Raw genomic sequence first — 12787 nt, 5'->3', positions numbered from 1 at the left:
TTGGCAAACACAACAATTTAAGACAACTTTAAATACAGGGATTAAATAACAATGGCAGGCAAAGAGTACAAAATTGCAGTTCTACCGGGAGACGGTATTGGCCCAGAGGTGATGCAACAAGCGCATAAAGTGCTGGATGCAATAGAAAAGAAGCACGACATCTCTTTCTCTCGTGAAGAACACGATGTCGGTGGTATTGCAATTGATAACCATGGCTGTCCACTACCGGAGAGCACTGTTAAGGGTTGTGAAGAAGCAGATGCTGTACTGTTCGGCTCGGTAGGTGGCCCTAAGTGGGAACACCTGCCACCAAATGACCAACCTGAGCGTGGTGCACTTTTGCCTCTGCGTAAGCACTTCCAGCTTTTCTGTAACCTTCGTCCGGCTCAGATCCACTCTGGCCTGGAAGCTTTCTCGCCTCTGCGTGCAGATATTTCTGAAAAGGGTTTCGACATTGTTGTTGTTCGTGAACTAACTGGTGGTATTTACTTCGGTCAGCCAAAAGGTCGTGAAGGCGAAGGCGCAAATGAAAAAGCGTATGATACCGAGGTTTATCACCGCTTTGAGATTGAACGTATAGCTAAGATCGCGTTTGAATCGGCACGTCTGCGCCGTAAAAAAGTTTGCTCAATAGACAAGGCAAACGTACTTCAAAGCTCTATCCTTTGGCGTGAAGTAGTAGAAGAGATCGCAAAAGATTACCCGGATGTTGAGCTGTCACATATGTACATCGACAACGCAACCATGCAGCTAATCAAAGACCCAGCGCAGTTTGACGTAATGTTATGTTCAAATATCTTCGGCGATATCATCTCTGATGAATGTGCAATGATTACCGGTTCAATGGGTATGCTACCTTCTGCAAGCCTTAACGAGAGCAAGTTTGGTCTGTATGAACCAGCAGGTGGCTCAGCTCCGGACATCGCAGGCAAGAACATCGCAAACCCGGTAGCTCAGATCCTTTCTGCAGCACTAATGCTACGTTACAGCCTGGGTGAAGAAGAAGCGGCTCAAAATATTGAAGTTGCAGTAAGTAAAGCGCTTGCAGCTGGTGAATTAACTGGCGATCTTGCGGGTGACAAGCCAGCATTATCTACTTCAGAGATGGGCGATAAGATCGCTCAATATATCGCAGAATAACTTAATACCGTCAGAGCAGAACAACTAAAAACCGTCATCCCTGCGTAGGCAGGGTTCTGGTCTGCCAATACGATAAAGGTTAACAAGATTCCTGCCTTCGCAGGAATGACAAAATTATAATCTTCTGGCGACTTACTTAAGTGGCACAGAGGATAAAGGACAATAGCAATGTCAAAAACACTATACGAAAAAGTTTATGATGCTCACGTTGTGGTTGCAGCGGAGGGCGAAAACCCGATTCTTTATATCGACCGCCAGTTAGTACATGAGGTAACGTCACCTCAGGCGTTTGATGGTTTGCGTGAAAAAGGCCGTAAGGTTCGCCAGCTTGGTAAAACCTTTGCGACCATGGATCACAACGTTTCTACTACCACTAAAGATATTAATGATGCCGGTGAAATGGCACGTATCCAAATGCAGACGCTTATCAAGAACTGTATGGATTTCGGTGTAACCCTTTACGACATCAACCATAAATATCAGGGTATCGTACACGTAATGGGGCCTGAGTTGGGCATTACTCTTCCAGGCATGACCATCGTTTGTGGTGATTCACATACGGCAACTCACGGTGCGTTTGGCTCTCTGGCATTTGGTATCGGTACATCTGAAGTTGAACATGTAATGGCAACTCAGACCCTGAAACAGCCTCGTGCCAAGACAATGAAAATCGAAGTGAAAGGCAAAGTAGCCGAAGGTGTTACCGCTAAAGATATCGTTCTGGCGATTATCGGTAAAACAACTGCGGCTGGTGGTACTGGTCACGTTGTAGAGTTCTGTGGTGAAGCTATCACTGACCTTACAATGGAAGGTCGTATGACGGTTTGTAATATGGCAATTGAGATGGGTGCAAAAGCAGGTCTTATCGCTCCGGATCAGACAACCTTCGATTACATTAAAGGCCGTAAGTTTGCACCAACAGGTGCTGACTGGGACGACGCGGTTGAATACTGGTCATCTCTGAAAACAGACGAAGGCGCTGAGTTCGATACAGTTGTTACCCTTGAAGCTGCAGACATCAAACCACAGGTAACCTGGGGTACTAACCCTGGTCAGGTAATCGCAGTTGATACACCAATTCCAGCTCCTGAGTCTTTCTCTGATCCGGTAGAAAAAGCATCTGCTGAAAAAGCACTGGCTTATATGGGACTTGAGGCTGGTAAATCTCTGACTGATTACAAAGTAGATAAAGTGTTTGTTGGCTCTTGTACCAACTCACGTATCGAGGATATGCGCGCTGCTGCGGAAGTCGCGAAAGGCCGCAAAGTAGCTGAACATGTGCAGGCACTGATTGTACCTGGCTCTGAACAAGTTAAAGCACAGGCTGAAGAAGAAGGTCTGGACAAAATCTTTATCGAAGCAGGCTTTGAATGGCGTCTGCCTGGGTGTTCTATGTGCCTTGCGATGAACAACGACCGCCTTGGCCCTCAGGAGCGTTGTGCTTCAACAAGTAACCGTAACTTTGAAGGTCGTCAGGGTCGAGATGGGCGTACCCACCTTGTAAGCCCGGCGATGGCTGCAGCTGCAGCGGTTGCAGGTCACTTTGTAGATATCCGTGAACTGGACGCATAAGGAGAGAACAGAAATGAGCGGTTTTAAACAACACACAGGCTTAGTCGTTCCTCTGGATGCAGCGAACGTTGATACAGATGCAATTATCCCTAAGCAATTCCTACAAAAAGTAACTCGTATAGGCTTCGGTAAGCACCTATTCCACGACTGGCGCTTCCTTGACGATGCAGGTGAACAGCCAAACCCGGAATTCGTAATGAACGAAGCTCGCTATCAGGGCGCTTCTATCCTACTGGCTCGTGAAAACTTTGGTTGTGGTTCATCCCGTGAACACGCACCTTGGGCACTGGCTGATTATGGCATTCGCGTAATGATCGCACCAAGCTTTGCTGACATCTTCTACGGTAACTCCATCAATAACCAGATGGTGCCAGTTAAGCTGACGGAAGCGGAAGTGGATGAGATCTTCACATTTGTACAGGCAACGGAAGGCGCCGAAATCAAGGTTGATCTTGAAGCGATGAAGGTAACAGCAAATGGCAAAGAATACTCATTTGAGATTGATGAGTTCCGCCGCCACTGTTTGCTGGAAGGTCTGGATAATATCGGCCTGACACTTCAGCATGAAGATAAGATTGCTGAGTATGAGAGTAAAATCCCTGCGTTTATGAGATAGGTTACTGGTTAAACTTTATAAAGCTTCGGGGTAATATTCGAAGCTTTTTTCTTTTCTAATGAAAGATATTCTTTGGTGGTAAGGTCTTGATAGTTAGTCATCTGATTAAGCTATTGGAACCCTTATGAAGCTACTTTTCACAATATTACTTTCGGTAATATCTTTTTCATCATTTTCAGCTCCAAAGTCTGAGTTATGGGCTTACTGGAACTTATCTGATGAAGCCAATTCAAATCAAATATCTCATTCTGAATGGCAGAATTTTTTGGAAAATTATTTAGTCACTCAAGGTGAGAACGCATTAGTTCGTTATGCTGATGTCTCCAAAGACGACCATCAAACGCTAAAGAGCTATATCAAGAATTTAAGTTCATTGAACCCTCTAGCGCACAACAAAGCTGAACAATACGCATACTGGGTAAACCTCTACAATGCTGTGACGGTTGATCTGATTTTGGATAACTACCCTATTAAGTCGATTACTAAGCTAGGTGGCCTATTTAGCTTTGGCCCCTGGGGAGAAGAGATCGTTACCGTAAACGGAAAAGAACTGTCTCTAAACGATATTGAACACCGTATCCTGCGTCCTATCTGGAATGACCCAAGGAGTCACTATGCAGTAAATTGTGCCAGCCTTGGATGCCCAAATTTACAAGCAGAAGCATTCACATCAAAAAACACACAAACCCTGTTAGAACAAGCAGCTAAAGACTTCATCAATAGTTCGAAAGGTGTAAGTTTAGGTAAGAACTCCACACAACTATCATCTATTTATGACTGGTTTATTGCTGACTTCGGAACTCAGACAGAGCTTGTTGAACACCTAGGTAAATACCGTAATGACCTGCCAGCAAGCCTGGGTAAAATCAAGTATGACTATGACTGGTCATTGAATGAACTCAAAGAGTAAACCCATAAACCCTGTCATCCCGCTAGCCGCGCGCCTGCGAAAGCAGGGATCTATTTATTATTACTGTCATAGTTAAATTAGATTCCCGCCTCCGCGGGAATGACGATAGGTGAGTTTAGGAATGACGGTTGGAGAGTTATAGTCTACTTAAAACCTTTCTCTTTCTTGATTAGATCGTAAGCAGACTGAATTTCCTGAGCTTTTTCTTTTGCAACTTCCATCATTTCCGGTGGCAAGCCTTTTGCCATCAGCTTATCAGGATGGTGCTCATTCATTAGTTTGCGATACGCTTTTTTCACTTCTTTGCTATCTGCACTCTCTTCTACGCCAAGCACTTTATAGGCATCTGCAAGATGGTCTCGTTGGTTCGCCTGGTGCCAACCACCATGGCTCTGCTGTCCACCAGCACCACCAAAACCACCACCTTGCTGGAAACGGAACGCTGCTTCCTGCATACGCAATCTTTGCTCTAATTGCTGAGATGAGAAGCCCAACCCCTGAGCAATGGTATGTAACATGCTTCTCTCAGCTGGGTGGAGCTCACCATCAGCAAATGCCGCCGAAATCTGAAGCTCTAAGAAAAACTGCAGCAGATCATGTCGGCCTGCTGAAGAGATACGCACGGCGTCTAAAACAGACTCAAGAGGAAAATCAGGTGATTTTCCTTCCCGGAATGCATCCTGAGCGGCTTTTCTCTGTTCACCGTGCAAGCGCATACGATCCATCATCGTAGAGGCTAACTGAATTTCTTGTTTAGTCACCTGCCCCTTTGCCTTGGCAACGTGACCCATTACTGCAAATCCGGCCTTAAAAAATTCAGCCTGACGCTCAGCCTGACTCGGTCCACCCGAAAAAGCACTGCTTGCCCTGAAGCCCGCCTGGCTCAGGCGCCTAGCCTTATCAAACTGGTGCCCTAGGAATAACCCAAACAGTGCACCAAAAGGGCCACCAAACAGAAAACCGAAAAAAATACCTAATATCTTGCCGAAGACATACATTATTTGTGCTCTCAATGCCGATTTTAATTATGTACTAAAGCGTAATTCCTTTATGATAGGGAACGTTTTATTCGAAATTCGGTCAATAAGTTAGCCGAAAAAAATAAAGTTACCAAGGATAGTAAATCTCGATGTCACATTACCCACGCACTTTATTAGCTACATCGATCTACGCTGCGCTATTTTTGCCAACAGCATTTGCCGAAACTACTGAAAGTACCAGTACCGATACAACCGAAGGTACTAGTGTGCAGGAAATGCCCTCACCAGATCAATGCCTGATATCAGAACAATCCAATAAAGAACAAGGTGAATTGCCAGTTCACGTTGAGGCAGACACTCTGGAAGGCGTTAACGGTGGAAAAGCAACTTATCAGGGAGATGTAGTTGTTACCCAGGGCAATAAGCGTATTACCGCTGACAAAGTAGATTATCACCAACAAGAAAATGTTGTGGTTGCTGAAGGTAACGTTGTCTATGCGGATGGCCAGATTAAAACCATATCAAAAAAAGCAACCACCTATCTGAATACCGATAATGCAACGCTAGAAGATACTGATTACGAGTTCCTGTGTGAAGCTGGCCGTGGTGATGCTAAGATAATCAATAAATCCGGAGCACGTTACTTCGAGTTGGAAGATGGCTCGCTGACTTCTTGCCCTGAAGGTAACGACGCATGGCGCTTAAGAGCCGCAGACATAAAAATCGATCAAGACGATGAAGAAGCGACGCTTTACCATCCTAGGGTAGAAATCGTTAACGTTCCTGTGTTTTATCTCCCCTATCTGACTGTTCCTATTGGCGATACCAGAAAAACGGGGTTCCTATACCCAAGCATATCTCTCGATTCCAAAAATGGTTTTGGTGTGGAAGTTCCTGTTTACTGGAACCTTGCACCAAACTATGACCTGGAAACCACTTTTAACTATATGGAAAAAAGAGGGACACAGCTGGATTCAGAGTTCAGGTACCTAACCGACCTAGGGCAAGGCAACATTAACTTGGAATATCTTCCTGAAGACCAGTTATACCCTAGCTACGGAGAGCGATGGGGAGTTAACTGGAGCCATTCAGCTATCATTCAAGAAAACTGGAAACTGGATGCCGACTATTCACAAGTGAGTGATATTGCCTATTTCACCGACCTGGATTCTAGTATTGGTAGTCGCGAAGATGGGCAGTTATTACAATCCGGCGAAGTAGCTTATCGAACTCAAGCATGGGATAGTACTTTAAAGATAAGGGATTTTCAGGTTCTGACTGAAGGTTCTACTCCATACCGCCTGATGCCACAACTTGCATTTAACTACTATGCACCAGCCTTCTATAACGCACTGGACTTCAACTTAGTTAGCCATGTAAGTCGGTTTGAAACAGATTCAACGACAGCCCCTTCAGCGACTCGTCTATATGTCGAGCCTGGATTGAAATTGCCGTTAGCCGCTACCTGGGGTAGTTTTACCACCGAAGCAAAGCTGATGTATGCCTATTATCAGCAAGAGTTAGATAACACTATTCTTGCAGAAGAGGGAAATGAAAACCTTGAAAAAGAAGTTTCGCGAGCACTCCCTAAAGTAAGACTGCACGGTGACCTTTATCTGGAGCGAGAAACTGAGTTTATTGGTGCCTATACTCAAACACTGGAACCTCAGGTACAGTATTTGTATGTACCCAAAACAGATCAGTCAAATATCTACTCTGGCTACGATACAACCAGACTGCAGCTAGACTACTATGGCCTGTTCCGAGATCAAAGCTATAGTAGCGTAGACTATATAGCTCCTGCAAACCAGTTAAGCTACGGTGCAACATCCCGATTTTATGATGATGAGTACCGTGAGCGAATGAATATCTCATTTGGTCAGATAGTCTATTTCAATTCACATGATCTGGATAATTCGAATAGTAATAGTGACGACTCAACGTATTCAGCATGGGCCGTAGAGACCGACTTTAACTACGATGACACCTACTATTATCACGGTGGCATTCAGTACGATATTAGTTCAGATGAGTTTCAGTTAGCTAACAGTACCGTAGAGTACAAATATGATGCGGGTTTTACTCAGCTTAATTATCGTTATGTAAGTATCGATTATATAAACAGTAACGCTTCAGACTATATTGACGATAGCAACACGTACACACGAGATGGTATTTCTCAGCTTGGTTTCATTTCAAGCTACAAGCTAGGGCGTAAATGGAATCTATATGGCCAGTACTTTTATGACTTAACTGAAGACGTACACCTGGAGTGGCTAGCAAGGCTAAATTACACCAGTGACTGCTGGTATATCAGCTTTACCTATAGTGACCAGTTAGAAAACTGGTCTGACGGTGTAGGGAATGACGGCTCTGAAGTCACCTACGACCAGAAGTTTAGCGTGAACTTTGGTATAACAGGATTTGGTACCACTATTGGCGCAGGTTCTGGGTTAGCGGAGATTGATAGCGCTGGAAGCTCTTTAGGTTATGGCCGACCATTTTATCTAAACAACTAATTACCTAAATACGTATTTATCTAAACAAGTAAGTTATTACGGATGATTGGCAAGTTAGCGTCATCCGGTGGATTGGAAATATTGAATGAAAATGTGGAAACACCTACTTTTTAGCCTTGCATTGGTTACTTCTGCGTTCCAAGCAAGCGCTCAACCTGTTGAACTGGATCGCGTTGTCGTTGTGGTTAACGACGGCGTAATCCTTCAGAGTGATATAGACAACACCCTAAAAACCCTGCAGGCAAATGCCAAAGCATCTAATCAACCATTACCGGAACAAGATGTGTTGCACGAGCAAGTGATTGAGAAGTTAGTCAACGACAAAATTCAGCTACAAGAGGCTGATCGTCTCGGTGTTCGTATAGACGATAACCGTTTAAATCTGGCTATTACAGATATTGCTCAGGAGCAGGGGAAAACCGTAGACCAGCTTAGAGAGTCTCTTGAAGCTGAAGGTATCCGCTATGAAGAGTTCCGCGAGCAAATCAGGCAAGAGATAAAAATATCTGAAGCTCGCAACGCTTTGGTAAGAAGACGAATTAACATTCTACCTGCAGAAGTAGAGAACCTAGCGAAAAACCTATCAGAAGAGAGTAATGCATCAGTTCAATACAACATTCAGCATATCCAGCTAAGATTCGACGATAGCGTTGATAAAAAAGAGCTAGAGAAACAGGCAAAAGAATTAGTTGAAAAGCTAAATGCTGGCGAAGATTTCAGCACTATGGCATACACCTACTCCAAAGGTCCTAAGGCACTAGAGGGTGGTAATTGGGGTTGGATGCGAAAAGAAGAAATGCCAACCGTATTCGCCGACCAGATCACCACTCAGGGTAAAGGAGCCATCATTGGCCCATTCCGAAGTGGCGTTGGTTTCCACATTCTGAAAATTGCAGACGTTAAAGGCCTGGAAACAGTAGCAGTAACCGAAGTAAATGCCCGACATATTCTAATCAAAACCTCTGTAATAATGAGTGATGACGGTGCACAGAAACTTCTAAATGACTACATCAAACAGATAAATGACGGTGAGGCGACATTTGGCGAGCTTGCTGCTCAACATAGTCAGGATCCGGGCTCTGCAGCTCAGAATGGTGAGCTAGGTTTTCAAACTCCGGATATCTATGTTCCTGAATTTAAACATCAGGTAGAGACTCTTCCTGTTGGGCAGATCAGTCAGCCGTTCAAAACAGTACACGGCTGGCATATCGTTGAAGTAATGGATAAAAGACAGGTAGACCGAACTGATTCCGCTCTAAACAATCGTGCATATCGCATTCTGTTTAACCGCAAGTTCAACGAAGAAGCAACGGCATGGATTCAGGAAATCAGAGCCAGTGCTTTTGTTGAAACTCTAGATCAGGATGAGGCGGAAGATGGCACAGGCAATTAAGCGAATTATCGTTACTGCTGGTGAGCCATCTGGCGTGGGGCCAGACCTGGTACTGGCACTGTCTCAGCACGACTGGACACACGAAATTGTCGTATGTGCCGATAAACAGGTGCTTAAGCAAAGAGCATCTCTTTTGGGAATCGAAGTAACCCTGATTGACTATGATGCTCAAGCTATTCCAGCAGCTCAAAAAGCCGGAACCCTAATAGTTGATCATATACCTGTTCAGGAAGAGGTTATCGCTGGCCAGCTAAACGAAAAAAATGGCCACTATGTTCTTAATACACTAGAGCGTGCAACTATCGGCTGTATGAACAACGAGTTTGATGCAGTAGTAACCGGACCGGTCCATAAAGGCGTTATCAACCGAGCCGGAGTTACATTTAGCGGGCATACAGAGTTCTTTGCAGAAAAATCAGATACCCCGCTGGTAGTGATGATGCTAGCAACAGAAGGACTAAGGACCGCTCTGGTTACGACTCATATTCCTCTGGCTGATGTATCAAAAGCCGTTACAGAAGAGCGACTAGAGAGTATAATCCGCATCCTTCATCATGATTTAGTCACCAAGTTCGCGATAAATGCGCCTAATATATATGTATGTGGTTTGAATCCACATGCCGGAGAAGACGGCTGTCTTGGTAACGAAGAGATAGATACCATCACTCCGACGCTTGAAAAACTAAAGCAAAATGATGGAATGAATCTGATTGGCCCATTGCCAGCAGATACCATTTTTAACGAAAAGTATTTAGAAGACGCTGATGCTGTCCTTGGTATGTACCACGATCAGGTATTGCCAGTATTGAAGTACAAAGGATTTGGTCGCTCAGTAAATATTACGCTGGGCTTGCCATTTATCCGAACATCTGTCGATCACGGAACCGCCCTTGATTTGGCAGGGAAAGGAATAGCAGATACAGGAAGTTTCCAGACAGCTTTGCGATACGCAATCGAATTAGTAGAGAATAAAGATGAGAAATGATGTCCACTTAGGGCACAAAGCGCGTAAACGTTTTGGTCAGAACTTCCTGAACGACCCATATATTATTGACGGCATTGTGTCTGCAATAAATCCACGTCCGGGGCAAAACCTGGTCGAGATTGGTCCAGGCCTGGGCGCACTAACAGAGCCTGTAGGCAGAGAGACCGATAAATTTACCGTTATAGAACTCGACCGCGATCTGGCTGAACGTTTAAGGAACCACCCAGAGCTAGCTGACAAGCTAACTATTCATGAAGGCGATGCGATGCGTTTTGACTTTACCCAACTAGTAAAGCCAAACAACAAGCTACGCATATTTGGTAACCTGCCGTACAACATATCAACACCTCTGATGTTCCACCTGTTTGAGTTCCACAAGGACGTTCAGGACATGCACTTTATGCTGCAAAAAGAGGTTGTTAACCGACTGGCTGCTGGCCCGGGAACGAAAGCTTATGGTCGTCTGACCGTTATGGCTCAATACTTCTGTAAAGTTGTTCCTGTTCTTGAAGTGCCACCGACCGCTTTTGTTCCACCACCAAAAGTAGATTCAGCAGTGGTAAGGCTAGTCCCTTATGAAGAGATTCCTTATCCAACTACAAGCCTGAAGTGGCTGGACAGAGTATGTCGTGAAGGCTTTAACCAGCGTAGAAAAACTGTTCGTAACTGCTATAAGAGCCTGCTAAGCTCAGAGATTCTTGAAGAGTTAGATATCAATCCGGGAATGAGACCGGAAAATCTAACCCTTAAGCAGTTTGTAGATATGGCTAACTGGCTGGACAAAAACCACTAAGCTAATGCTGATATTGAGGTAAGCATGGACGTCTCACAACCTTGTATCAAATGTCAGGTGCATACCAAATACATTGCCGAACAATCTCAACCGGATCTGAAACGCTATGTATTTGCGTATGTAATTACAGTTAAGAACCTGAGCAATCAAACCGTACAGCTGAAAGGCCGACGCTGGCTAATCACAGACTCCAATGGTAAGCAATTAACCGTTGAAGGTGATGGCGTAGTTGGCGAGCAGCCCTTTATCCAGGGCAACGATGAATATACCTATACAAGTGGCACTGCAATAGAAACTCCTGTAGGGGTTATGCAAGGGCAATATATTATGCTTGATGAAAACCAGCAAGAGTTCATCGTGGAAATAGAGCCTTTCAGACTTGCTGTTCCAAATATCCTGAATTAACGGAAAAACCAGTGGCAAACTATATTGTAGGTGATATTCAGGGTTGCTTTGACGAACTTGAACAGTTACTCACTCAATCAGAATTTGATCATAAGAACGACGTTCTATGGCTTGCGGGAGATCTGGTTGCCCGGGGGCCTAAATCTCTGGAAACCCTGCGATTTGTAAAATCTCTGGGAGACTCAGCAAGAGTCGTTTTAGGAAACCACGACTTACACCTGTTGGCCGTTTCTTTAGGGGTTCACCCTGCGAAAAAGAAAGATAAAACACTACCTATTTTTTCAGCACCGGATCGGGAAGAGCTTTTCCATTGGTTAAGGCAGCAACCTCTTATGGCCGAACATGATGAATTTGTTATGTGTCACGCCGGTATTTCTCCACAATGGGATTTATCCTCGGCCAGAGATGCAGCCAGAGAAGTTGAAAACATTCTAAAAGCCGATCACTGGCAGTGGTTGGTGGAAGAGATGTACGCTAACTCGCCTGATTCGTGGGACGAAAGCCTAAAAGGTATTGAAAGGTATATATACACAATCAATGCATTTACCAGAATGCGCTTCTGTTATCCTGACGGTCGGCTGGACATGTTCTGCAAACAACCACCAGACCAGATAAATGAAGATGATCTTACTCCCTGGTTTAAGGTAAAAAGTCGCGTGAAGCTTCCTAAAACCGTACTATTTGGGCACTGGGCTGCACTTAATGGTGGAGAATTTAATGGTGTGATTGGCCTGGATACTGGTTGTGTCTGGGGTGGAAAACTCACCATGATCCGTTGGGAAGATAAAAAGTACTTCTATCAGGATGCAATCAGTCATTAAGAATAGGTTTATATTTAGTGAAAATTAGTATGATCGCTGCAATGGCTCACGGCAGCAAAGTAGACAAAACTCAGAACTCATATCCTTCAACTACTAGCAAAAGAGTAATAGGCGAAGATAACCAGATGCCATGGCACCTGCCAGCTGACTTTGTCTGGTTTAAGAAGCAAACCATGGGTAAGCCTGTAGTAATGGGACGAAAAACCTATGAGTCGATTGGTCGCCCACTACCTGGAAGGCTGAATATTGTCGTTAGCCGTGATGAACACTTAACAATTGATGGCGTAACAACTGTCACATCGATTGAAAGCGCTATTGAAGCAGCGGGTCAGTGCGAAGAGCTAATGATTATTGGTGGTGGCTCTATTTATGAATATTGTCTTCCAAAAGCTGACAAGCTTTACCTGACTTTTATTGAAGCCGATATTAATGGCGACACCCGATTCCCTGAGTGGGGAGATAGTGGCTGGAAGTGCACCCATACTGAAGATTATCAAGCTGATGAAAAAAACAAGTTTGATATGCACTTTGTTATTCTGGAAAGAGAATAGCTCTCTTCGATATATACAGCACCTCGTTCCCACGGTCCCCGTGGGAATGCATACCTCACCAACAATTATCTTTAATTTCTATAAGTTACACGCAAACATCTA

General features: G+C 44.5%; 12 protein-coding genes. 11 read left to right on the top strand and 1 reads right to left on the bottom strand.

Annotated elements, in window-relative coordinates:
• Window positions 1-51 precede the first annotated feature (51 nt).
• The 4 genes from leuB (at window position 52) to P7F88_RS13565 (ending at window position 4238) form a co-directional block, all read left to right on the top strand.
• Window positions 52-1140, top strand: a complete 1089-nt coding sequence (leuB, locus tag P7F88_RS13580) for a 3-isopropylmalate dehydrogenase (RefSeq protein WP_277825522.1) — start codon at window positions 52-54, stop codon at window positions 1138-1140.
• Between the two features lie 168 nt (window positions 1141-1308).
• Complete coding sequence (gene leuC, locus P7F88_RS13575; protein ID WP_277825520.1) at window positions 1309-2712, top strand: 3-isopropylmalate dehydratase large subunit; 1404 nt, start codon at window positions 1309-1311, stop codon at window positions 2710-2712.
• Window positions 2713-2725: 13 nt separating this feature from the next.
• Complete coding sequence (leuD, locus tag P7F88_RS13570; protein ID WP_277825518.1) at window positions 2726-3328, top strand: 3-isopropylmalate dehydratase small subunit; 603 nt, start codon at window positions 2726-2728, stop codon at window positions 3326-3328.
• A gap of 124 nt (window positions 3329-3452) precedes the next feature.
• The gene (locus tag P7F88_RS13565; RefSeq protein WP_277825516.1) at window positions 3453-4238 is read left to right on the top strand and encodes a DUF547 domain-containing protein; all 786 of its coding nucleotides are present in this window, start codon (window positions 3453-3455) and stop codon (window positions 4236-4238) included.
• A gap of 143 nt (window positions 4239-4381) precedes the next feature.
• Here the strand turns inward: P7F88_RS13565 and djlA are convergent, their stop codons facing one another.
• Window positions 4382-5236: a co-chaperone DjlA gene (djlA, locus tag P7F88_RS13560; protein WP_277825514.1), complete on the bottom strand. Its 855-nt coding sequence runs from the start codon at window positions 5234-5236 to the stop codon at window positions 4382-4384.
• 131 nt (window positions 5237-5367) lie between these two features.
• Here djlA and lptD point away from each other — a divergent pair, with 131 nt between their 5' ends.
• From lptD to folA, 7 genes are all read left to right on the top strand, one after another.
• Window positions 5368-7737, top strand: a complete 2370-nt coding sequence (gene lptD / locus P7F88_RS13555) for an LPS assembly protein LptD (RefSeq protein ID WP_277825512.1) — start codon at window positions 5368-5370, stop codon at window positions 7735-7737.
• 85 nt (window positions 7738-7822) lie between these two features.
• Window positions 7823-9130 carry a peptidylprolyl isomerase SurA gene (surA, locus tag P7F88_RS13550; RefSeq protein ID WP_277825510.1) on the top strand — a complete coding sequence of 436 codons (1308 nt, stop codon included), beginning with the start codon at window positions 7823-7825 and terminating at the stop codon, window positions 9128-9130.
• The gene (gene pdxA, locus P7F88_RS13545; RefSeq protein ID WP_277825508.1) at window positions 9114-10115 is read left to right on the top strand and encodes a 4-hydroxythreonine-4-phosphate dehydrogenase PdxA; all 1002 of its coding nucleotides are present in this window, start codon (window positions 9114-9116) and stop codon (window positions 10113-10115) included. The genes surA and pdxA overlap by 17 nt, the downstream gene beginning before the upstream one ends.
• Window positions 10105-10908: a 16S rRNA (adenine(1518)-N(6)/adenine(1519)-N(6))-dimethyltransferase RsmA gene (rsmA, locus tag P7F88_RS13540; protein WP_277825506.1), complete on the top strand. Its 804-nt coding sequence runs from the start codon at window positions 10105-10107 to the stop codon at window positions 10906-10908. Before pdxA ends, rsmA begins: the two co-directional genes overlap by 11 nt.
• Before the next feature lie 24 nt (window positions 10909-10932).
• Window positions 10933-11313 (top strand): Co2+/Mg2+ efflux protein ApaG, encoded by a 381-nt coding sequence (apaG, locus tag P7F88_RS13535; protein WP_277825504.1) that lies wholly within the window; start codon window positions 10933-10935, stop codon window positions 11311-11313.
• 11 nt (window positions 11314-11324) lie between these two features.
• On the top strand, window positions 11325-12134 hold the full coding sequence (locus P7F88_RS13530; protein WP_277825502.1) for a symmetrical bis(5'-nucleosyl)-tetraphosphatase: 810 nt from the start codon (window positions 11325-11327) through the stop codon (window positions 12132-12134).
• Between the two features lie 17 nt (window positions 12135-12151).
• Complete coding sequence (gene folA, locus P7F88_RS13525; protein ID WP_422127943.1) at window positions 12152-12685, top strand: type 3 dihydrofolate reductase; 534 nt, start codon at window positions 12152-12154, stop codon at window positions 12683-12685.
• Window positions 12686-12787 lie beyond the last annotated feature (102 nt).

Origin of the sequence: Vibrio hannami, assembly GCF_029589055.1 — a bacterium.
GTDB lineage: Bacteria > Pseudomonadota > Gammaproteobacteria > Enterobacterales > Vibrionaceae > Vibrio > Vibrio hannami.
Note: the sequence above shows the minus strand (reverse complement) of the source record. Positions and strands in the feature narration are given on the sequence as shown.